This window comes from Bradyrhizobium sp. CCBAU 25338, from assembly GCF_028128965.1.
In the GTDB taxonomy this organism is placed as follows: domain Bacteria; phylum Pseudomonadota; class Alphaproteobacteria; order Rhizobiales; family Xanthobacteraceae; genus Bradyrhizobium; species Bradyrhizobium liaoningense.
Genome location: NZ_LFKY01000029.1, coordinates 69504 through 91132 on the forward strand (window position 1 = coordinate 69504; position 21629 = coordinate 91132).

A 21629-nucleotide genomic window follows, 5' to 3' on the forward strand; every position below is an offset into this window, starting at 1 on the left:
AAACGGCGCTGGCGCCGAGCTCCCCGGCAGAGGCTCGGCGCGACAGGCACCCTTTACCCTATTTGCTGCGAAACTTCGCCCGGAAAAGCACGAAGAAGTGAACTAGCCCTTCAACTTTTCGGCAAGCGTATGACCGAGGCGTGCAGGCGACGGAGACACGGTGATTCCAGCCGATTTCATCGCTTCGGTCTTGGAACCGGCGTCGCCCTTGCCGCCCGAGATGATCGCGCCGGCATGGCCCATGCGGCGGCCGGGAGGGGCGGTGACACCGGCGATGAAACCGACCATCGGCTTCTTGCGACCGCGCTTGGCCTCGTCCTTGAGGAACTGGGCTGCGTCCTCCTCGGCGGAGCCGCCGATCTCGCCGATCATGATGATCGATTCGGTCTTGGGGTCGGCGAGCAGCATCTCCAGCACGTCGATGAACTCGGTGCCCTTGACCGGGTCGCCGCCGATGCCGACCGCCGTGGTCTGGCCGAGGCCTTCCTGGGAGGTCTGGAACACGGCCTCATAGGTCAGCGTGCCCGAGCGGGAGACGATGCCCACCGAGCCGGTCTTGAAGATATTGGCCGGCATGATGCCGATCTTGCACTCGCCGGCGGTCATGACGCCGGGGCAGTTCGGCCCGATCAGGCGCGACTTGGAGCCGGCCAGCGAACGCTTCACCCGCACCATGTCGAGAACAGGAATGCCCTCGGTGATGCAGACGATCAGCGGGATCTCGGCGTCGATGGCTTCGCAGATCGCGTCCGCCGCGCCCGGCGGCGGCACGTAGATCACCGACGCATCGGCACCGGTCTTCTCACGCGCCTCGCGCACGGTGTCGAACACCGGCAGGCCCAGATGCGTCGAGCCGCCTTTGCCGGGCGAAGTGCCGCCGACCATCTTGGTGCCGTAGGCGATCGCGGCCTCCGAATGGAAGGTGCCGTTCTTGCCGGTGAAGCCCTGGCAGATGACCTTGGTGTTCTTGTCGATCAGGATGGACATGAGGTCTGCTTTCGCGAACTAACGAGTGAGAGGTCAGTGGATGCGGCGGTAGACGCCGGTGAGCACGTCGGCCCAGCCTTCCGCGTCCGGCGAGAACTGGATCTTCAACGAATAGGAATCGTCGTCGATGATCTCGTAGACGTGGCGCGCATTGCCGCGGAGCGAGCCGCGCACCAGCGTCAGGGTCTTGCCGACCCACCCGCCCGAAGCGGGCGAGGGCGGCGTGTAGCCGAGCGAGTCGTACCAGAACAATTTGTAGGTCCGGTCGTCACGATCGTAGGTGAAGATGCCGTGAGTGGCGAAGACCTGCTTGCCGTCGCGCATCTGAGCCGAATCCTGGATCAGGTAGAACCCGTTGAGGTCCATGCGGGCGACGACGCGAGAGGTCGCCGGCCCGCCTTCCGTCCAGCGCGACGGGAAGACCACCTCTTCGCCATTCCATTCGCCGGCGAACGCGGCGAGACGCGCGTGCTCGGGAAGCGGAGATGATGCGGCGAGATGGTCCTGGGCCATGGCCTTAGCCTCCCTTGACGGCCTTCACGATCTTCTGCGCGGAATCGTCGAGATTGTCGCCCGCAACGACGTTCAGTCCGGATTCATCGATGATCTTCTTGCCGAGCTCGACATTGGTGCCTTCAAGGCGAACCACCAGCGGCACGTTGAGGCCGACTTCACGAACCGCCGCCGTGACGCCCTCGGCGATCACGTCGCACTTCATGATGCCGCCGAAGATGTTGACCAGGATGCCCTTCACGTTGGGATCCGCGGTGATGATCTTGAAGGCGGCCGCGACCTTCTCCTTGCTGGCGCTGCCGCCAACGTCGAGGAAGTTGGCCGGCGACATGCCGTAGAGCTTGATGATGTCCATCGTCGCCATGGCAAGACCCGCGCCGTTGACCATGCAGCCGATGTTGCCGTCGAGCGTGACGTAGTTGAGGTCGTACTTGGACGCTTCGATTTCCTTGGCGTCTTCCTCGGTCTCGTCGCGCAGCGCGAGCACCTCGGGGTGACGGAACAGCGCGTTGTCGTCGAACGACACCTTGGCGTCGAGCACGCGGAGCTGGCCCTGCTTGGTCACCACCAGCGGGTTGATCTCCAGCATCGACATGTCCTTGGCGACGAAGGCGGCGTAGAGCTGCGCGGTGAGCTTCTCGGCCTGCTTGGCGAGATCGCCGGAGAGTTTCAGCGCGTTGGCGACGGTGCGGCCGTGATGGCCCATGATGCCGGTGGCGGGATCGACCGAGAACGTCACGATCTTCTCGGGCGTGTTGTGCGCGACGTCCTCGATGTTGACGCCGCCTTCGGTCGAGACCACGAAGGAGACGCGCGAGGTCTCGCGGTCGACCAGGATGGAGAGATAGAACTCCTTGTCGATGTCGGAGCCGTCCTCGACGTAGAGGCGGTTGACCTGCTTGCCGGCCGGGCCGGTCTGCACGGTCACGAGCGTCGCGCCCAGCATCTGCTTGGCGAATTCGGCGACCTCGGCAGCCGACTTGGCGATGCGGACACCGCCCTTGTCGCCGGCAGAGGCCTCCTTGAACTTGCCCTTGCCGCGGCCGCCGGCGTGGATCTGGCTCTTCACCACCCAGACCGGACCAGGCAGCGCCTTGGCCGCAGCTTCAGCGTCGGCGGCTTTGAGGACCGGGACGCCCTTGGAGATCGGCACGCCGAACTCGCCCAGCAGCGCTTTGGCCTGATATTCATGGATATTCATATGGTCGCTCCCTGAACCCGCGGGCGGTGACCCCATGGGCCCACCTCAGTCTTGTGGCTGGCATACCATATACCACAGGAACTGCAACCTGGATTCTTTGACTTCGAGATCTGGACTGAGCCGGAACCCGCCCGGCCTTGGACAAGTCAGTGAGCCGGGCTCCGGAAGTGAAACCGCCGAAGACCGGGTTTCGATCTTCGGCGGGGTATTGCTTGCGGCTTAGCGGCCGAGAAGATCGGGGGCGATCTTCTTGCAGGCATCGACCAGGCCCTGCACCGCGCCGACCGACTTGTCGAAGGCCTCCCGGTCCTTGCCGGCGAGCTCGATCTCGACCACGCGCTCGACACCCTTGGAGCCGATCACGACGGGCACGCCGACATACATGTCCTTCACGCTGTACTCGCCGTTGAGATAGGCGGCGCAGGGCAGCACGCGCTTCTTGTCCTTCAGATAGCTCTCGGCCATCGCGATCGCGGACGCGGCCGGGGCATAGAAGGCCGAGCCGGTCTTGAGCAGGTTGACGATCTCGGCGCCGCCGTTGCGGGTGCGGTCGACGATCTCGTCGAGGCGCGCCTGCGAGGTCCAGCCCATCTTGACGAGGTCGGGCAGCGGGATGCCGGCGACGGTGGAGTACTTCACGAGCGGCACCATGGTGTCGCCATGGCCGCCGAGCACGAAGGCGGTGACGTCCTCGACCGAGACGTTGAACTCGTCGGCCAGGAAGTAGCGGAAGCGTGCCGAATCCAGCACGCCGGCCATGCCGACGACCTTCTTGTGCGGCAGGCCGCTCGCCTTCTGCAGCGCCCAGACCATGGCGTCGAGCGGGTTGGTGATGCAGATGACGAAAGCGTCGGGCGCGTACTTTTTGATGCCGGCGCCGACCTGCTCCATGACCTTGAGGTTGATCGAGAGGAGGTCGTCGCGGCTCATGCCGGGCTTGCGCGGCACGCCGGCGGTGACGATGCAGACCTTGGCGTTGTCGAGCGCCTCGTAGGAGTTCGCGCCGCTGTAGTGCGCGTCGAAGCCGTCGACCGGCGAGGACTGCGCGATGTCGAGCGCCTTGCCCTGCGGCACGCCCTCGGCGATGTCGAACATCACCACGTCGCCCAGCTCCTTCAGGCCGATGAGATGAGCCAGCGTTCCGCCGATCTGACCGGAGCCAATCAAAGCAATCTTGTCGCGCGCCATGTGAACCTGTCCTTTAGACACGTAAGGAGGGGAAAACTGAGACGGGTGGTTATCCCTTTCGTCTCCCCCGTTCAAGTCGCCGAATGCCCAATTGTCGGGCTTGGCGCGATGGCAGCCATACTGGGTCCGTCATTCCGGGATGCGCCGACAGGCGCAGGCCCGGAATCCATCGGGCGGCAGAGTTTTTGGCGCGATGGATTCCGGGCTCGCCGCTTCGCGACGCCCCGGAATGATGGCGCTGGCAAATAGGACTTAAGTCTCGACCAGGCCCTTGGTCGAGCCGCTGGCGGTGGAATCCTTGCGGCCGTGAGCCAGCGCCAGATAGGATTCCGAGCTCATCTCGATCAGGCGCGAGGCGGTCCGCTTGAACTCCATGGCCTCAACGCCCTCATGGGCGAGATAAAGCGAGATCGGGTTCGCGTCGGCCGAAGCCATCAGCTTCACGGCGTTGTCATAGAGGGCGTCGATCAGGGTGATGAATCGCTTGGCTGCGTTGCGCTGGGAGAGGTCCATCACTGGAATATGGTCGACCAGGATGGTGTGATAATCGTGCGCCAGCCTGAGGTAGTCGGATGCGCCGAGCGGCTTCTCGCAGAGGTCGGCGAACGAGAACCGCGCCACGCCATGGGCCGAGCACGGCACGTGCAGGATGCGTCCCTTGATCGAAATGTCGCGCGACCTGCATTTGGCGCCGCCTGACATCCGCTTCCAGGCGCGGTCCAGCGCGGCTTCCGCATCGCCATCCGCCGGCGTCAGCCACATCGGCACGCCCTGAAGCTTCTCCAGCCGGAAGTCGGTGCGCGCGTCGAGCCGCGCGACGTCCATGTGGTCGGTGATCTGCTTGATGAAGGGCAGGAACAGCGAGCGATTCAGGCCGCCCTTGTAGAGATCGTCCGGCGCGACGTTGGAGGTCGCGACCACCACGGTGCCGAGCTCGAACAGCTTGGCGAACAGGCGCCCCAGGATCATCGCGTCCGCGATGTCGGTGACGTGGAATTCGTCGAAGCAGAGCAGCCAGCTCTCCTCGAAGATCGCGTTCGCGGTCAGCGCGATGACGTCGCCGTCGGCGATGTCGCCGCGCGCGATGCTCTGGCGATAGTCGTAGATGCGCTCGTGCACATCCGCCATGAACTCGTGAAAATGTGCGCGGCGCTTGTGCTCGACGGCAGAGTGCTGAAAGAACAGATCCATCAGCATGGTCTTGCCGCGGCCGACCTCGCCATGGATGTAGAGCCCGCGCGGCGCCTCGTCCTTGTCATTGCTGCTGAACAGGCGGGCGAGCAGACCCTGCTTGCGCTGCGGCTTGTACGTGGCGAGCCGCTGGTCGAGCGCCGCATAGGCCTCGGCGACCTCGGCCTGCGCGGCATCGGGCTCGATCGCGCCGGAAGCGATCTGGGCCTGGTATGCCTGGCGGAAAGAGGAACCGGGGGTGGTGAGCATGCGCCCTTTACCGCCAGAGATGGGCGGAAATTGCAACTGCGTATTGGCGCAACGGCTTATGCGCTTCTTCCCCCGGGAGGGGACGGTTGCAAGCTCAAACCCGCTACGCCGGGATCAACCGAGCCCCCTCCTAAGAATCAAATCTTGCGTTCCAACGAGGTAGAATATACCTGATAAGGAACCAAGGAACCTCAGCATGGCGCTCAGCATCAAGGATCCCGAGACGGAGCAGTTGGCGCGGAGCCTCGCGCAACTGACCGGCGAGACCATCACGACCGCCACCAAGCGCGCCATCGAGGAGCGACTGCGCCGGCTCGGCGGTCAAACTCGTAAAGACGCGCTGCTGGAAGAGATGGCGGAGATCAGGCGGCGCTGGAGCGAGATGCGCGTCCTGGATGATCGCACGCCTGAGGAAATTCTCGGATACGACGAGCATGGACTGCCGCGCTGATGGTGATCGATACATCGGCAATCGTGGCAATCGCACTCGACGAAGACGATGCGGCGGATATCGAGCGATTGATCGTAGACGATCCGATCCGCCTGATCTCGGCAGCAACGGTGCTTGAAGCAACGATGGTGATCGAGACGCGGCTAGGTGATGCGGGCGGGCGCGAGTTCGATCTCTGGCTCGTCAAGATCGGCGCCGAGATCGTGCCGGTCGACGCCCAACAAGTCGATGCTGCACGGCGCGCCTGGCGGCGCTACGGCAAGGGACGTCACGCCGCATCACTCAATTACGGTGATTGTTTTTCCTACGCGCTGGCCGTCACCCGCAGCGAACCTCTGCTGTTCAAAGGCGAGGACTTCGCGAAGACCGACATCGGCCTATCAGGCATTGCGCCGCTTCGATAGCGCGCAGGAGTGAAGAGTTCACGCGCACAGCTCGTAGGCGTCCTCGACGACATACGGCCCGCCGCCGGTGGAGGCTCGCGAGGAGAACAGCACGAAGCGCTCCGCCATGAACGCCTTGCTCGGGAAGTAGCCGCGCAGCGAGAGATAGTCGGCGACGTCGCGGTCGGAGGCGTCGTACAGCCGGGCCAGCGTGACGTGCGGGATGAACTTGCGTCCTTCAGGATCGAGGCCGATCCGTTGCATCATGCGTTCGAGCTCGGCCTGCAATTCCATCAGCGGCTTGCTCGGCGCGATCGTCGCGACGACTGCCCTCGGCTTGCGGCCGCCAAAGCTCGTGAGCCCCTGCACCTTCACCTCGAAAGGCTTGCGGTCGACGCGAAACAGCAGCGAGGCGATCTCGTTGGCGGACGCGCCGTCGATGTCGCCGATGAAGCGCAAGGTGACGTGATAATTTTCGGGATCAATCCAGCGGGCGCCGGGAAGGCCGCCCCTCAAGTTGGAAAGCGAGTGGCCGATCTCGGCCGGAATTTCCAGACCCGTGAACAAACGCGGCATCGTTTCGCACTCCCGATGCTTGGGCATGATCCTTGGGAAAGACCATATCCAAATTTTAGAGCCGGTGACGAATCACCGGTACCCTGATTCCTATCGCAGTTGTGTGACTCTGCGAAGCACCGCGCGGGCCATCCCGGGAAAACCCTGGGAATTAGGGTTAGCGCTGCCCGCATTTCAACGCTGTTGCTCAGCTATCGTGCCAAGGAATGCCTCCACTGTGGGCAGGATGTTGGCGACGATGATGTCGACGCCGGCCGCAGTCGGATGAATGCCGTCGGCCTGGTTGAGCTTGGCGTCGGCCGCAACGCCCTCGAGGAAGAACGGGTAGAGCGGCACATCGAATTTTTTCGCCAGATCCGGATAAATCGAATTGAAGCGCGCGGCATAGTCAGTGCCGTAATTCGGCGGCGCCAGCATGCCGCAGAGCATCACCGCGATCTTGCGCGCCTTAAGCCGCTGGATGATGTCGGTCAGCGCGGCGCGCGTCAGGTCAGGATCGATGCCGCGCAAGGCGTCGTTGGCGCCGAGCTCGACGATGACGCCATCAGTTCCATCGGGCACCGACCAGTCGAGCCGGTCGCGGCCGCCGGAGGAGGTGTCGCCGGACACCCCGGCATTGATCATTTCAACCTCTATGCCTTTGGTTTGCAACGCTTTTTTGAGCTTCTGGGGAAACGCTTCCTGGGCCGGAAGGCCCAGACCGGCGCTGAGGGAATCGCCGAGAACGACGAGCCTGATCGGCTTTGTCGCTTCCGCCCAAGCGGGGGGCGCGATCGTCATCAAAGCGAGCATCAACACGGCTATGTGCATGAACAATCCGTAACGCCTCTCGACCGCGCTGTCGGAGTTGCCATATGACCGGACCATGGACACTCGCATCGACCCCTCTTCGCTCGCCGCTACCGCCGCGGACACCATCGCCATCTCCAACGTCAATCTCTCATTGGGCACGGGCGCGGCACGCGTTCACATCCTCAAGGATATCAGCCTGCGGGTCGCCTCGGGCGAGACGATCGGCCTGATCGGCCCGTCAGGCTCGGGCAAATCCACGCTGCTGATGGTGATGGCGGGGCTGGAACGTCCTGATAGCGGAGAGGTGGTGGTATCAGGCACGCCTTTCAATGCCCTCGACGAGGACGCGCTGGCCCGCTTCCGCGGCCGCCAGGTCGGCATCGTCTTCCAGTCCTTCCACCTGATTCCGACCATGACGGCGCTGGAGAACGTCGCCGTGCCACTCGAGCTTGCCGGCAATCCCGATGCTGCGCGGCGCGCGGCGCAGGAGCTGCAATCGGTCGGGCTCGGCGACCGCCTGCATCACTATCCGACGCAGCTCTCCGGCGGCGAGCAGCAGCGCGTTGCGCTCGCGCGCGCGCTGGCGCCCGATCCCGCGATCCTCGTCGCCGACGAGCCGACCGGCAATCTCGACGAGACAACCGGAAAACAGATCGTCGATCTCCTGTTCAGCAAGCACGCCGAGCGCGGCATGACCCTGGTGCTGGTCACGCACGATTCCTCGCTCGCGCATCGCTGCGATCGCGTCATCCGCCTGCGCTCGGGGCGCATCGACACGCAGTCTGCGCCGGCATGAGCGCGGCAGTCGAACCATTCGCGAGGCCGGGCGGCGTCGCGCTGTCGCTGCGTTACGCGCTGCGCGAATTGCGCGGGGGCCTGCGCGGCTTCTATGTCTTCATCGCCTGCATCGCGCTCGGCGTGATGGCGATCGCCGGCGTCGGCTCGGTGTCCGCGAGCCTCTCCGATGGTCTCGCGCGCGAAGGCCGCACGCTGCTCGGCGGCGACGTCTCCTTCGTATTGTTCCAGCGTGAGGCCAAGCCCGAAGAGGTCGCCTTCCTGCGCTCGCGCGGCACGCTGTCGACGGCGGCGACCTTGCGCGGCATGGCGCGCACGACCGACGGCAAGCTGGCGCTGGTCGAGATGAAGGCGGTCGACGACACCTATCCGTTGCTGGGCCAGCTGACGCTGGCACCGCCCCTGCCGATGTCCGACCTGCTCGCGGAGCGTGACGGCGCATTCGGCGCCGCCGCCGATCCGACGTTGCTGGCGCGGCTCTCGCTGAGGACCGGCGACCGCGTCACCATCGGCGCGGCGACCTTCCAGATCCGCTCGACGGTCGAATCCGAGCCCGACAAGCTCGCCGGCGGCATCGGCTTCGGGCCACGCTTCCTGATCAGCGAGAGAGCCTTGCGCGCCACGGGCCTGATCCAGCCCGGCAGCCTGGTGCGCTGGGTCTACCGGGTCAAGCTGCCCGATGCCGCGAACAACGAGCGCGCCACCGAAGCCTTCATCGCGGACGCCCGCAACGCCGCGCCGCAGGCCGGCTGGGAGATCCGCAGCCGCTCCAATGCCTCGCCGCAGCTCGAGCGCAACATCAGCCGCTTCACGCAGTTCCTGACCCTGGTCGGCCTCGCGGCGCTGCTGGTCGGCGGCGTCGGCGTCGCCAATGCCGTGAAGAGCCATATCGACCGCCGGCTCGAGGTGATCGCGGCCCTCAAGGCCGTCGGCGCCACCGGGCGCGACGTCTTCGGCATCTATCTTGCGCAGGTCATGCTGCTCGCGGGCATCGGCTCGGTGATCGGCCTCGTGCTCGGCGCCGCCATGCCCTTCGCGATCGTCGGGCTGTTCGGCAAGCTGCTCCCGCTGCCGGTGGTGCCGGCCGTGCATGCCGACGAGCTCGCGCTGTCCTTCGTCTACGGCCTCTTGACCGCGCTGGCCTTCGGCCTGTGGCCGCTCGGCCGCGTGCACGACGTGCCGGTCGCAGCGCTGTTCCGCGACACCATCAGCTCGGAATGGCACCGGCCGCGCTTGGGCTATCTGGTGTTCATGGGGCTCGTGATCGCCCTGCTCATGGCCGTCGTGATCGGCCTCTCCTTCGACAAGCGCATCGCGGCGGTATTCGTCGCCTCCTCGGTCGTCGTGTTCGCCCTGCTGCGCGGCATCGCCGCCCTGCTGATGGCAGGCGCACGGCGGCTGCCGCGGACGCGGCTGCCGATGCTGCGGCTGGCGATCGCCAACATACACCGGCCGGGTGCGCTGACGCCCTCGGTCGTTCTGTCGCTGGGGCTCGGGCTCGCCGTGCTCGTCACCATCACCCAGATCGACGGCAATCTGCGCCGGCAGTTCCTCGCAGCTCTGCCCGATCAGGCGCCATCCTTTTTCTTCATCGACATCCCGAGCGCGCAAGCCGAGCAGTTCGACGGCTATCTGCGCCAGATCGCTCCCGGCGCGAAGGTCGAGGATGTGCCGATGCTGCGCGGGCGCATCGTCGCGGCGCGCGGCGTGCGCGCCGAGGAACTCAAGCCGACCACCGATTCCGAATGGGTGCTGCAGAGCGACCGTGGCCTGACCTACACCGGCGACCTGCCGAAAGGTTCCAAGGTGGTCGAGGGCGAGTGGTGGAGCGCCGATTATTCCGGGCCGCCGCTGGTCTCGATGGAGAAGAAGATCGCCGACGGACTCGGCCTCAAGCTCGGCGACGAGATCGTGGTCAACGTGCTCGGGCGCGACATCCCGGCGAAAATCGGCAATCTGCGCACCATCGACTGGCAGGGGCTCGGCATAAACTTCGTCCTCGTCTTCTCGCCGAACGCCTTCAAGGGCGCCCCGCATACCCATATCGCAACGCTGACCGAGGCCGGCGGCCACGCCGCGGGCGACGGCAAGATCATCAAGCAGGTGGCCGACGCCTATCCGATGGTGACGAGCGTGCGCGTACGCGAGGTGATGGAGACGGTCGGCTCGGTGGTGACCAACCTGGCGCTGGCGATCCGCGGCGCCAGTGCCGTCACCCTGATCTCGGCGATCCTGGTGCTGGGCGGGGCGCTCGCAGCCGGCCACCGCCACCGCGTCTACGATGCGGTGATCCTCAAGACCCTGGGCGCGACGCGGCTGCGGCTGCTGGGCGCCTATGCGCTCGAATACCTCCTGATCGGCCTCGCCACCGCGGTGTTCGGCGTGATCGCCGGCAGCATCGCAGCCTGGATGATCGTGACGCGGCTGATGACGCTGAGCTTCGTCTGGCAGGCCGGCAGCGCGGCCGGCGTGGTCGCGGCCGCCCTCGTGGTCACCGTCGGGCTGGGACTCGCCGGCACGCTGCTGGCCTTGAACAAAAAGCCCGCGACGGTGTTGCGGAATTTGTGACAAAATGTAGCGGGTCGCCGCGCGGGAGCGGAATCGCACGATTCCTGCGATTAACCACGACTACTCGTCCGGATTGTGGGTGAGGGCGACATTCAGCCGCGCGTGGACGGTTGCAGCGAATGTGTTAGTTTCCCACATATCGGATGGGTTCGGAGCCCCGATTGTTAGCCAGAATTTAGTCGGCTGGCATCGGTATCCGAGATAGAATTTGACGAACCGGCGGCATGGCGACCCTCGTGCCGGACCGGACCAACCAACGGGAATTCGACCATGTCGGACCTAGACCGTAACTACGCTTCTCCTTTCGGCAGGGCCGCCGGGCGTGTTGACGCCGCGACGGTCGATGCCGGCCTGCGCGCCTACATGCTGCGCATCTACAACTACATGACCATTGGCCTGGCCATCACTGGCCTTGCCGCCCTCGGCGTCTACATGGCCGCCGTGACCGACGTTGCGACCCCGGAAGCGGTCCGCGTCGGCAAGCTGTTCCTGACGCCGTTCGGCTACGCCATGTTCGTCAGCCCCCTGAAGTGGCTGTTCATGCTCGCGCCGCTCGCGATGGTGTTCGTGATCTCGGCAGGCATCAACCGTCTCGCCCCCTCGACCGCCCAGATCCTGTTCTGGGTGTTCTCGGCGCTGATGGGCATCTCGCTGTCGTCGATCTTCCTGGTGTTCACGCACACCTCGATCGTGCGGGTGTTCTTCATCACCGCGGCGACCTTCGGTGCCCTCAGCCTCTACGGCTACACCACCAAGCGTGACCTGACCGGAATGGGCTCGTTCCTGTTCATGGGCCTGATCGGCATCGTCCTCGCCAGCCTGGTGAACCTGTTCCTGGCCAGCTCGATGCTGCAGTTCATCGTGTCGGTGGTCGGCGTGCTGGTGTTCTCGGGCCTCACCGCCTGGGACACCCAGCGGCTGAAGAACGACTACATCTACGGCTACGCCTCGGCCGGCGGTGACATCGCAGAGCGTGCGGCCATCACCGGCGCGCTGTCGCTGTACCTGAACTTCATCAACCTGTTCACGCTGCTGCTGCAGCTGCTCGGCCAGCGCGAGTAAGCGACGACCTGAGTGAACGACATGAACCCCGGCCGAGAGGCCGGGGTTTTTGTATGCGTAACACTCCGTCATGCCCGACCATGACGCATGCGGAAACAGCGTTGCTCGTTGCAATACCGCTGCTATCTTGCCGCCATGTCCGCACCCGAAATCAGGCCCACCACCGAGGCCGACCTTCCCGCCATCACCGCCATCTACCAGCAGGCCGTCCGCGAGGGCACGGCGACATTCGAGCTGGAGCCACCCGACCTCGCCGAGATGACGCGTCGCTACCGCACGCTGATCGACGGCGGCTATCCCTATTTCGTCGCCATGCTCGATGGCAGCATTGCCGGCTATGCCTATGCCGGCGCCTACCGGCCGCGGCCGGCCTACCGCTTCACGGTGGAGAACTCGATCTATCTCGACCCCGCCTTCCACCGCCGCGGTGTCGGCTCGTTGCTGCTGGAACGGCTGATCACCGAATGCGAGGCGCGCGGCTTTCGCCAGATGATCGCCGTGATCGGCGATTCCGCCAATGCCGGATCGATCGGCGTGCACACCAAAGCCGGCTTCAAGATGATCGGCACGCATCCCAATGTCGGGCTGAAATTCGGCCGCTGGCTGGACACGGTGATGATGCAGCGCGACCTCGGCGAGGGCGCAAGCACGGTGCCGAAGAGGTAGGTTCTGTAGCCCGGGTGAGCGCAGCGATACCCGGGGAACGCTGCGAGACAAGACCCGGATGTCGCTGCGCTCATCCGGGCTGCGAAAGTCCCGTCACACCACCGCCAGCTTCCGATCGATCACCAGCAACACCCGCTCAAGCTCATGGCCGCGGCGCAGAATCAGCCCGGTCGCCGAGATCACGCTGTACATGCCCTGCTTGCGCGCGAGCCGCGGGTCCTTCTCGATGCGATAGATCGGCACTTCCGAGGCGCGGCGATAGACCGAGAACACGGCGCGGTCCTTCAGAAAGTCGATGGCGTAGTCGCGCCACTCGCCGTCGGCGACCATGCGGCCGTAGAGATTGAGAATCCGGTGCAGCTCGAGCCGGTTGAACGTCACCCGGTTCGGCTGCGCATTCGCAGCGGCGGGGCGCGCCGCCGCGCGCTGCTCGCTCGGATCGGCATCCTCCGACATCAGGCTCATGGGAAGCGCCTCCTCATCGCACGCCATGACCGCGTCCGCGAAGACCGTCCCCGGAACCGCGGCTCATGACAATTGCATGATCGCGCCAACCGTTCCGCGCCGCAAGGGGCTCAACCCACCGAATCGGCCCCGGGTCAGGGCACACGCAGGGGTGGAACTTTGTCGCGGCAAACCGTCACGGGATCGTTAGCAGGAATCATAGTATCGCCGTTTTTCCGCCCACCGCCTGCCGCCCTGCATTGCGATAAGGGCTTCCGTGCGTTGACCCGGTCCTTTCGGTTCCGGATTCCTCAGCCCCCAGCCCCCCGGGGTCGAACAGGATCGGGTCTGTACGCACGGCAAGGAGGGCCAACGCAAGTTGGTCCTTTTTTGTTTGTGTCGGGATGTTGCCGGCCGCTGTCATTCCGGGGCGCGCGAAGCGCGAGCTACGGTGCGCAATTGCGCACCTGAGAATCCATTTCTCAGCTCAGATGATGGATCAATGGATCCCGGGCTCGCGCCAACTGGGGCGCCCCGGAATGACGAGAGCCTGATTGTCTTGAGTACCTCTGCGCTTCAATGCAGCGACGTGTACGCCGCGCCGAGCATCGGGCCGGGCTTCTCCCGGCTGCCGTCCTGGACATAGACCACCGCGCCGTCGACGCCGTCGCGCGTGAGGTTCTCGATCGGCACCGTCCAGCTTTCCGGACGGCCGGTCCAGTCGCCGACCTTGAGCAGGTTGCGTACCACGTTGTGATAGGTGACCTGCTGTCCGCGATTCTCGCCGCGGGTGATCGCGATCGGCACCGACTTGGCGATCGAGCAGATCCAGACCTCGCCGTGCGAGACCGCGGGCTCCTTGCTTGCGGCCACCGAGACGTTGATGTGCTTGCCCGACAGTGACATCGTCACCGGCACGCTCATCACGCCGGTGCCCTTGTCGGTCTTGCCGATCGCATTCTCGATGCCGGCGCGATCGCTGCCGATGACATGCGTTGAGCCGTTGACGACGGCCTGCGGCGTGTAGACCTCACGGTCGCCGCGCATCCGCGAATAGGCACGCTGCCGTGCAGAGAAGCGCGAGTCCGCCAGCGTGTCTTTCCAGCCGAGATAGTCCCAATAGTCGATCGGCATGCTCAACGCGATGATCGACGGGTCTTTCGAGAGATCGCCGATGATCTGGTCGGCGGGCGGGCAGGAGGAGCAGCCCTGCGAGGTAAACAATTCAACAACGGCGCGGGGATCAGCCTGAGCGGGACGGATGACGGCGATGATCGCGCAGATGCCGAGAGCTCCCGTCCAGAGGGCATTGGACCAGCGCGAAATCGGATGAGAAGCCGTCATTGTCGTCATGTCGAACGCCGCACACCATTGCTCGTGGGAAGGGGATTCTTATCGCCGGATGGTCACCGTAGTCTTACGGGGCGCGGTACATTCGTCCGTCCAGCCAACCGTCCAAGGGAAGGTTTTCCGCCGGGCGGGCCCATCTGAAACGTACCGCAAACGCGCGAAGGCGGCCTTTGATAGGCCGCCTTCGTTTGGGCTTCTACTCACTTCGCAGTGAGCCATCGTTCACAAATCCGCGCTTACGCCGCGAGCTTGCGCAGCACGTAGTGCAGGATGCCGCCGTTGCGGTAGTAGTCGAGCTCGTCCAGCGTATCGATACGGCAGAGCAGCGAAACGCGCTGCAGCGAACCGTCGCCGGAGACGATCTCCGCGGTCAGCTTCTGGCGCGGCTTGAGGTCGCCGACGAGGCCGCGCAGCGTGACCTTCTCGTCGCCCTTCAGGCCCAGCGACGACCATGAGGTGCCTTCCTCGAAGGTCAGCGGCAGCACGCCCATGCCGACCAGGTTGGAGCGGTGGATGCGCTCGAAGCTCTGGCAGATCACGGCGCGCACGCCGAGCAGACGCGTGCCCTTCGCGGCCCAGTCGCGCGAGGAGCCGTTGCCGTATTCGGCGCCGGCGAACACCACCAGCGGCACCTGCTCCTGCTGGTACTTCATCGCGGCGTCGTAGATCGACATCTGCTCGCCGTCGGGCCAGTGCTTGGTCAGGCCGCCTTCCGGAATGTTGCCGTCGGCGCCCTTCAGCATGAAGTTCTTGATGCGGATGTTGGCGAAGGTGCCGCGCATCATCACTTCATGGTTGCCGCGGCGCGTGCCGTACTGGTTGAAGTCGGCCGGACGCACCTGGTGCTCGCTGAGATATTTGCCAGCCGGCGAGGTCAGCTTGATCGAACCGGCCGGCGAGATGTGGTCGGTGGTGATCTTGTCGCCGAACATGGCGAGGATGCGCGCCTCGACGATGTCGGTGACCGGCTCCGGCTCCTTCTTCATACCGTCGAAATAAGGCGGGTTCTGCACATAGGTCGAAGACATGTTCCAGCGATAGGTCTCGCTCTCGACCGTCTTGATCTTGCGCCAGTTGGTGTCGCCCTTGAACACGTCGGCATACTTCTTCTTGAAGATCGACGCGGTCACGAACTTCTTCATGAGGGCGTTGATCTCTTTCGTCGTCGGCCAGATGTCCTTCAGATACACCGGCTTGCCGTCCTTGCCCTCGCCGAGCGGCTCGGCGGCAAGGTTCTTGGTGACGCTGCCGGCGAGCGCATAGGCGACGACCAGCGGCGGCGAGGCCAGGTAGTTCGCCTGCACGTCCGGCGAGACGCGGCCTTCGAAGTTGCGGTTGCCGGAGAGCACGGCGGCCGCGACGATGCCGTTGTCGTTGATCGACTTCGAGATCTCCTCCGGCAGCGGACCGGAATTGCCGATGCAGGTGGTGCAGCCGAAGCCGACCAGATTGAAGCCGACCTTGTCGAGATCAGCCTGAAGGCCGGAATTCGCGAGATATTCCGCGACCACCTGGCTGCCCGGCGCGAGCGAGGTCTTCACCCAGGGCTTGGCCTTCAGGCCCTTCTTCACCGCATTGCGGGCGAGCAGGCCGGCGCCGATCAACACGCTCGGGTTCGAGGTGTTGGTGCAGGAGGTGATGGCGGCGATCACGACATCGCCATGACCGAGATCGTAGTTCTTGCCTTCGACCGGGAAGCGCTTCGCCGGCTCCGCGGCCTTCTTGTACTCGCTGGCGAGTGCGAGCGAAAAGCCTTCCGCGACCGCGGGCAGCGCAATGCGGCCTTCGGGCCGCTTCGGGCCGGCCAATGACGGCACGACGTCGCCGAGATCGAGCGTCAGCGTCTCCGTGAACACCGGGTCGGGCGACTTGGCGGTGCGGAACAGGCCTTGTGCCTTGGCATAGGCCTGCACCAGCGCCACCCGCGCCGAGGCGCGGCCCGAGGTCTTGAGATAATCGAGCGCGGCGGCATCGACCGGGAAGAAGCCGCAGGTCGCGCCATATTCGGGCGCCATGTTGGCGATGGTGGCCTTGTCCGCGACCGAGAGATGGTCGAGGCCCGGGCCGAAGAACTCGACGAACTTGCCGACCACGCCGAGCTTGCGCAGCATCTGCGTCACGGTCAGCACGAGATCGGTCGCAGTGACGCCTTCCTTCAGCGCGCCCTTCAGCTTGAAGCCGACGACGTTGGGCAGCAGCATCGACAGCGGCTGACCGAGCATGCAGGCTTCCGCCTCGATGCCGCCGACGCCCCAGCCGAGCACGGCGAGACCGTTGACCATGGTGGTGTGCGAATCAGTGCCGACGAGCGAGTCGGGATAAGCGACCTCGAAGGTGCCGGTCTTCTTGCCGACCGTCATCTTCTCCTTCTTGGTCCAGACCGTCTGGGCCAGATATTCGAGGTTGACCTGGTGGCAGATGCCGGTGCCGGGCGGCACGACGGCGAAGTTCGAGAACGCCTTCTGGCCCCACTTCAGGAACTCGTAGCGCTCCTGGTTCTGCTTGTATTCCTCGGTGACGTTCTTGCCGAAGGCCTTGTTGTCGCCGAAGAAGTTCACGATCACGGAGTGGTCGATGACGAGATCGACGGGAACCAGGGGATTGATCTTCTCTGCATCGCCGCCGAGCTTCTGCATCGCGTTGCGCATCGCGGCGAGGTCGACCACCGCGGGCACGCCGGTGAAGTCCTGCATCAGGACGCGCGCGGGACGGAAGGCGATCTCATGCTCCAGCGACTTCTTGCGCAGCCATTTCGACACCGCGACGATGTCTTCCTTCTTGACCGAGCGGCCGTCCTCGTTGCGCAGCAGGTTCTCGAGCAGGACCTTCATCGAATAGGGAAGTTTCGAAATTCCCTTCAGACCATTCTTCTCGGCCGTGGGCAGGCTGTAATACACATAGGTCTTGGCGCCGACCTTGAGGGTCTTTTTGCATTTGAAGCTGTCGAGCGAGGTCATGTAGGAGATCCCAATTGTTAGTTATACCCGGCAGGGTATTTTAACACCGTTAGCGTATCAGGCTGGGCCGCTTGCAGGGGCAGGTTGAGTTGCTGCATCAAGTAGTTCCGGGCTTATAGAAGCTTTCTAACGGCGCCGCCACAGCCACAATCGTGCCGCAGCAATCCGCGAGCCAAAAATTCCCATGCGCTACCCCAAGATTTCCTGAGGCCTGGCTTTGAGTGGGTTGAAACGAGGCGAGATGCGGCTTTCAGGTCACGGGCTCAGATGCGTACGAGGCGGACGCGAGGTGTTCGCCGGCCTCGAATTCGCGGCCGGCTCGGGCGAAGCCGTGGCGGTGACGGGTCGCAACGGATCGGGCAAGACCTCGCTGCTGCGGCTGATCGCGGGCCTGCTCGTTCCCGCCGCCGGGACGATCGCGCTGGACGGGGGCGACGCCGAGCTGACGGTGCCGGAGCAGTGTCACTATCTCGGCCATCGCGATGCCCTGAAGCCGGCGCTGAGCGTTGCGGAAAATCTGGTCTTCTGGGCTGATTTTCTCGGCGGCGAGCGTTGCGACGCGACCGAGAGCCTCGCCAAAGTCGGCCTCGACCACGCGACCCATCTTCCGGCCGCCTTCCTCTCCGCCGGCCAGCGCCGCCGGCTCTCGCTGGCCCGGCTGCTGACCGTGCGGCGCCCGGTCTGGCTCCTGGACGAGCCGACCACGGCGCTGGACGTGGCCGGCCAGGACATGTTCGGCGGCCTGATGCATGAGCACCTGTCGCGCGGCGGCCTGATCATCGCCGCCACCCACGCGCCGCTGGGGATCGATTCGCGGGAGCTGCGGATCGGGGGTGCCGCGTGAAATTCATCGACCCTCAGTTTTCCAAGTGGCCGGCCGGCGCTCTCTCCGTTCCCTCCCCCCTTGTGGGGGAGGGTCAGGGAGGGGGGTGCCACACGGCAGGACCTCTCGCTTCATGTGTTGGGGAAGCAGGCGCTCTGTTGCTGGCCGCCCGCCCCCGACAACCATCCCTCCCGGGGCTACCCCCCTCCCCTACCCTCCCCCACAAGGGGGGAGGGAGCGCAGGGTGCTCGCGGCCAGGCTCCGACGCAGCCGTATCACTCGGCGAGGTCACCCCATGACCGCCCTTGGCGCCCTCATTCGCCGGGACATCCGGATCGCGCTGCGCGTCGGGGGCGGGGCGCTGATTGGCGTGCTGTTCTTCCTGACCGTGGTGGTGCTGATGCCGTTCGCGGTCGGGCCGGATCTGGCGCTGCTGTCGCGGCTCGGGCCGGCGATCCTGTGGCTTGGCGCACTGCTGGCGAGCCTGCTCACCCTCGACCGACTGTTCATGGCCGACCATGAGGACGGCTCGCTCGACCTGATCACGATGAGCCGGACGCCGCTGGAACTCGCCTGCGCCGCCAAGGCGCTGGCGCATTGGCTGGCCGCCGGCCTGCCGCTGATCGTCGCAACCCCCGTGCTCGGCCTGTTGCTCAACCTCGACATGGTCGCAACCGGTGCGGTGGCGCTGACGCTGCTGGCGGGCACGCCGGCCCTGACCTTCACCGGCATGATCGGCGCGGCACTGGCAGTGACGCTGCACCGCGGCGGTCTGCTGATGGCCGTTCTCGTGCTGCCGCTGTCGATTCCCGTGCTGATCTTCGGCGTTGCGGCCTCGCAGGCCGTGATCGTCGGTCCCATGACGTTCGGGGCGCCGTTCTCGATCCTCTGCGCGCTGTCCCTGGTCAGCCTCGTCATCGGCCCGTTCGCGGCGGCGGCGAGCCTGCGCCATGGTCTCGATTGAGATGAGCTCGACTGACCTTGACTCCGATCAATTTTCGCTGCGGCCTTTCGTGCTGATTGCCTGAGCGGCCCCCGGTGATTATCAGGATACCATGACGCTGATCGACCTCGCCAATCCGACACGGTTCCTCGCGCTCACGGCGCGGGTGTTGCCGTGGCTCGCGGCCGCGACCGTCATCCTGCTCGCGATCGGCCTCTACCAGTCTGCCTACGCGCCCGACGACTACCAGCAGGGCGCAACCGTGAAGATCATGTTCATCCACGTGCCCAATGCCTGGCTGTCCATGTTCGTCTGGGGCGTGATGAGCATCGCCTCGCTGGGCACGCTGGTGTGGCGGCATCCGCTTGCCGACGTCGCCGCCAAAGCTGCCGCTCCCATCGGCGCCAGCTTCACCTTCCTTGCGCTGCTCACGGGCTCGCTGTGGGGCCGGCCGATGTGGGGCACCTATTGGGAATGGGATGCGCGGCTGACCTCGGTGCTGATCCTGTTCCTGATGTATCTCGGCCTGATGGCGCTGTGGCGCGCGGTCGACGATCCCTCGCGTGCGGCGCGTGCGGCTGCGGTGCTCACCCTGGTCGGTGCCATCAACCTGCCCATCATCAAGTTCTCTGTCGACTGGTGGAACACGCTGCACCAGCCGGCCTCGGTGATGCGCATGGGCGGCTCGGCCCTCGACAAGTCGTTCCTGATTCCGCTGCTGGTGATGGCGATCGCGTTCACGCTGCTGTTCGTCACGCTGCACCTGGCTGCGATGCGCAACGAGATCCTGCGCCGCCGCGTCCGCTCGCTGCAGATGATGCAGGCGAGCCGCATCGCGTTTTCGAGCGAAAGCGGTTCGCGTGGAGAAAACACTTCAAACGAAGTCGGGGCCGCTTGATCATGTCGCTCGGTCCCTACGCCTCTTTCATCGTGACGTCCTATGCCGCGGCGGCCGTCGTGGTCGCGATCCTGATCGGCTGGATCGTGCTCGATTATCGCAGCCAGACGCAGCGCCTGCGCGAACTGGAGGAGCGCGGCATCACCCGTCGTTCAGGCCGCAGCGCGACGGAGCTGCGATGAGCGATCAGTCGACCTCCGCCCCGCCGCAGCGCCGCACCTTCCTGATGGTGCTGCCGCTGATCGCCTTCATCGGACTTGCGCTGCTGTTCTGGTTCCGGCTCGGCAGCGGCGATCCCTCGCGGATTCCCTCCGCGCTGATCGGTCGGCCGGCGCCGCAGACGGCGCTGCCGCCGCTGGAGGGATTGCAGGACGATGGCGCCCAGGTGCCGGGGCTCGATCCCGCCGCGTTCAAGGGCAAGGTCAGCCTGGTCAACGTCTGGGCGTCCTGGTGCGTGCCGTGCCATGACGAGGCGCCGCTCCTGACCGAGCTCGCCAAGGACAAGCGCTTCCAGCTGATCGGCATCAATTACAAGGACGCCTCCGACAACGCGCGCCGCTTCCTCGGCCGCTACGGCAACCCGTTCGGCCGCGTCGGCGTGGACGCGAACGGCCGCGCCTCGATCGAATGGGGCGTCTATGGCGTGCCGGAGACCTTCGTCGTCGGGCGCGAGGGCACCATCGTCTACAAGCTGGTGGGGCCGATCACGCCGGACAATCTGCGGACGGTGCTGATGCCGCAGATGGAGAAGGCGCTGAAGGCGGCGGGGAGCTGATCGCCGCGCTCGTGCGACACACTCAACTGTCATCGCCCGACTTGATCGGGCGATCCAGTATTCCAGAGACGTCAGACGTATACGGAGAAGCCGCGGCGTACTGGATTCCCCGCTTTCGCGGGGAATGACAGCGGTATGTGGGTCGACGTTTCGCCCTACCCCTTGCTCACATCCCCCGCCTCCGCCTCGCTGGTCTCCAGCGATACCGGCTCGAGGTGGTAGCGCTTGGTCAGCGGCATCTGGGCGATGGCGAAGATCATCGTGATGGGCGTCACGCCGAACACCTTGAAGTTCACCCAGAAGTCGGTGCTCTGGGTGCGCCAGACGATCTCGTTCAGCACCGCCATGCCGGCGAAGAACAACGCCCAGCGCAGCGTGAGGATGCGCCAGCCCTGCGGGGTCAGGTTGAACATCTGGTCGAACATCACGGCGATGAAGGAGCGGCCGAACAACAGGCCGCCGCCGAGGATCGCGGCGAACAGGCCGTAGATGATGGTCGGCTTGACCTTGATGAAGGTCTCGTCGTGCAGCACCAGGGTCAGCGTGCCGAAAACCAGCACGACCACGCCCGTCACGATCGCCATGATCGGGATGTGGCGCGTCACCACATAGGAGGCGGCCATCGCCACCACGATCGCGACCATGAATGCGCCGGTCGCGGCGAACAGATTGAACTTCGCATTCACGAAGAAGAACACGAGCAGCGGACCGAGCTCGGTCGCGAGCTTGAACAGCGGATGCGGCTGGGTCTTGTCCATTCTCTCTTCCGTCTCTCCCATCCTTCGAGACGACCGCTTCGCGGTCTCCTCAGGATGAG

The 21629-nt window shown here is 65.1% G+C and carries 22 protein-coding genes; 11 read left to right on the plus strand and 11 right to left on the minus strand.

Annotation, left to right across the window (positions count from 1 at the left end; genetic code table 11):
- Nucleotides 1–102: 102 nt before the first annotated feature.
- The 5 genes from sucD to zapE all read right to left on the minus strand — a co-directional run bounded on the left by sucD (nucleotide 103) and on the right by zapE (nucleotide 5329).
- The gene (sucD, locus tag ACM42_RS10435) at nucleotides 103–987 is read right to left on the minus strand and encodes a succinate--CoA ligase subunit alpha (RefSeq protein ID WP_028177730.1); all 885 of its coding nucleotides are present in this window, start codon (nucleotides 985–987) and stop codon (nucleotides 103–105) included.
- Between the two features lie 33 nt (nucleotides 988–1020).
- Nucleotides 1021–1500, minus strand: a complete 480-nt coding sequence (locus ACM42_RS10440) for a DUF1579 domain-containing protein (protein ID WP_271527840.1) — start codon at nucleotides 1498–1500, stop codon at nucleotides 1021–1023.
- 4 nt (nucleotides 1501–1504) lie between these two features.
- Nucleotides 1505–2701 (minus strand): ADP-forming succinate--CoA ligase subunit beta, encoded by a 1197-nt coding sequence (sucC, locus tag ACM42_RS10445; RefSeq protein ID WP_271527841.1) that lies wholly within the window; start codon nucleotides 2699–2701, stop codon nucleotides 1505–1507.
- 219 nt (nucleotides 2702–2920) lie between these two features.
- On the minus strand, nucleotides 2921–3889 hold the full coding sequence (gene mdh / locus ACM42_RS10450; protein WP_028177733.1) for a malate dehydrogenase: 969 nt from the start codon (nucleotides 3887–3889) through the stop codon (nucleotides 2921–2923).
- 252 nt (nucleotides 3890–4141) lie between these two features.
- The gene (zapE, locus tag ACM42_RS10455; protein WP_271527842.1) at nucleotides 4142–5329 is read right to left on the minus strand and encodes a cell division protein ZapE; all 1188 of its coding nucleotides are present in this window, start codon (nucleotides 5327–5329) and stop codon (nucleotides 4142–4144) included.
- A 196-nt stretch (nucleotides 5330–5525) separates the two neighbouring features.
- Here zapE and ACM42_RS10460 point away from each other — a divergent pair, with 196 nt between their 5' ends.
- On the plus strand, nucleotides 5526–5780 hold the full coding sequence (locus ACM42_RS10460) for a type II toxin-antitoxin system VapB family antitoxin (protein WP_271527843.1): 255 nt from the start codon (nucleotides 5526–5528) through the stop codon (nucleotides 5778–5780).
- Nucleotides 5780–6184 carry a type II toxin-antitoxin system VapC family toxin gene (locus ACM42_RS10465; protein ID WP_271527844.1) on the plus strand — a complete coding sequence of 135 codons (405 nt, stop codon included), beginning with the start codon at nucleotides 5780–5782 and terminating at the stop codon, nucleotides 6182–6184. The genes ACM42_RS10460 and ACM42_RS10465 overlap by 1 nt, the downstream gene beginning before the upstream one ends.
- An 18-nt stretch (nucleotides 6185–6202) precedes the next feature.
- Here ACM42_RS10465 and thpR read toward each other — a convergent pair whose 3' ends face one another.
- Nucleotides 6203–6739: an RNA 2',3'-cyclic phosphodiesterase gene (gene thpR / locus ACM42_RS10470; RefSeq protein ID WP_271527845.1), complete on the minus strand. Its 537-nt coding sequence runs from the start codon at nucleotides 6737–6739 to the stop codon at nucleotides 6203–6205.
- A gap of 174 nt (nucleotides 6740–6913) precedes the next feature.
- The gene (locus ACM42_RS10475) at nucleotides 6914–7549 is read right to left on the minus strand and encodes an arylesterase (protein ID WP_271527900.1); all 636 of its coding nucleotides are present in this window, start codon (nucleotides 7547–7549) and stop codon (nucleotides 6914–6916) included.
- A gap of 55 nt (nucleotides 7550–7604) precedes the next feature.
- Here ACM42_RS10475 and ACM42_RS10480 point away from each other — a divergent pair, with 55 nt between their 5' ends.
- The 4 genes from ACM42_RS10480 to ACM42_RS10495 all read left to right on the plus strand — a co-directional run bounded on the left by ACM42_RS10480 (nucleotide 7605) and on the right by ACM42_RS10495 (nucleotide 12622).
- Nucleotides 7605–8327: an ABC transporter ATP-binding protein gene (locus tag ACM42_RS10480; RefSeq protein WP_194390809.1), complete on the plus strand. Its 723-nt coding sequence runs from the start codon at nucleotides 7605–7607 to the stop codon at nucleotides 8325–8327.
- Nucleotides 8324–10894, plus strand: a complete 2571-nt coding sequence (locus ACM42_RS10485) for an ABC transporter permease (protein ID WP_271527846.1) — start codon at nucleotides 8324–8326, stop codon at nucleotides 10892–10894. Before ACM42_RS10480 ends, ACM42_RS10485 begins: the two co-directional genes overlap by 4 nt.
- Before the next feature lie 270 nt (nucleotides 10895–11164).
- Nucleotides 11165–11956 (plus strand): Bax inhibitor-1/YccA family protein, encoded by a 792-nt coding sequence (locus ACM42_RS10490; RefSeq protein ID WP_028177739.1) that lies wholly within the window; start codon nucleotides 11165–11167, stop codon nucleotides 11954–11956.
- A 135-nt stretch (nucleotides 11957–12091) separates the two neighbouring features.
- Complete coding sequence (locus ACM42_RS10495; RefSeq protein WP_271527847.1) at nucleotides 12092–12622, plus strand: GNAT family N-acetyltransferase; 531 nt, start codon at nucleotides 12092–12094, stop codon at nucleotides 12620–12622.
- Between the two features lie 93 nt (nucleotides 12623–12715).
- Here the strand turns inward: ACM42_RS10495 and ACM42_RS10500 are convergent, their stop codons facing one another.
- The 3 genes from ACM42_RS10500 to acnA all read right to left on the minus strand — a co-directional run bounded on the left by ACM42_RS10500 (nucleotide 12716) and on the right by acnA (nucleotide 17373).
- Complete coding sequence (locus tag ACM42_RS10500; protein ID WP_028177741.1) at nucleotides 12716–13087, minus strand: DUF2794 domain-containing protein; 372 nt, start codon at nucleotides 13085–13087, stop codon at nucleotides 12716–12718.
- Between the two features lie 555 nt (nucleotides 13088–13642).
- Entirely contained in the window at nucleotides 13643–14419 is a 777-nt protein-coding gene (locus tag ACM42_RS10505) for a DUF1223 domain-containing protein (protein ID WP_271527848.1), read from the minus strand.
- A 233-nt stretch (nucleotides 14420–14652) separates the two neighbouring features.
- Entirely contained in the window at nucleotides 14653–17373 is a 2721-nt protein-coding gene (gene acnA, locus ACM42_RS10510) for an aconitate hydratase AcnA (RefSeq protein ID WP_271527849.1), read from the minus strand.
- 241 nt (nucleotides 17374–17614) lie between these two features.
- On the opposite strand from acnA, the gene ccmA reads away from it, so the two are divergent.
- The 5 genes from ccmA to ACM42_RS10535 all read left to right on the plus strand — a co-directional run bounded on the left by ccmA (nucleotide 17615) and on the right by ACM42_RS10535 (nucleotide 20812).
- Nucleotides 17615–18217, plus strand: coding sequence for a heme ABC exporter ATP-binding protein CcmA (gene ccmA, locus ACM42_RS10515; protein WP_271527850.1), 603 nt, complete (start codon nucleotides 17615–17617; stop codon nucleotides 18215–18217).
- Between the two features lie 274 nt (nucleotides 18218–18491).
- On the plus strand, nucleotides 18492–19160 hold the full coding sequence (gene ccmB / locus ACM42_RS10520; protein ID WP_271527851.1) for a heme exporter protein CcmB: 669 nt from the start codon (nucleotides 18492–18494) through the stop codon (nucleotides 19158–19160).
- A 91-nt stretch (nucleotides 19161–19251) separates the two neighbouring features.
- Nucleotides 19252–20037 carry a heme ABC transporter permease gene (locus ACM42_RS10525; RefSeq protein WP_271527853.1) on the plus strand — a complete coding sequence of 262 codons (786 nt, stop codon included), beginning with the start codon at nucleotides 19252–19254 and terminating at the stop codon, nucleotides 20035–20037.
- Nucleotides 20034–20219, plus strand: a complete 186-nt coding sequence (gene ccmD / locus ACM42_RS10530) for a heme exporter protein CcmD (RefSeq protein WP_271527854.1) — start codon at nucleotides 20034–20036, stop codon at nucleotides 20217–20219. Before ACM42_RS10525 ends, ccmD begins: the two co-directional genes overlap by 4 nt.
- The gene (locus tag ACM42_RS10535) at nucleotides 20216–20812 is read left to right on the plus strand and encodes a DsbE family thiol:disulfide interchange protein (RefSeq protein ID WP_271527855.1); all 597 of its coding nucleotides are present in this window, start codon (nucleotides 20216–20218) and stop codon (nucleotides 20810–20812) included. The genes ccmD and ACM42_RS10535 overlap by 4 nt, the downstream gene beginning before the upstream one ends.
- A 155-nt stretch (nucleotides 20813–20967) precedes the next feature.
- Here ACM42_RS10535 and ACM42_RS10540 read toward each other — a convergent pair whose 3' ends face one another.
- Entirely contained in the window at nucleotides 20968–21570 is a 603-nt protein-coding gene (locus ACM42_RS10540; protein WP_271527856.1) for a septation protein A, read from the minus strand.
- Between the last annotated feature and the right edge of the window lie 59 nt (nucleotides 21571–21629).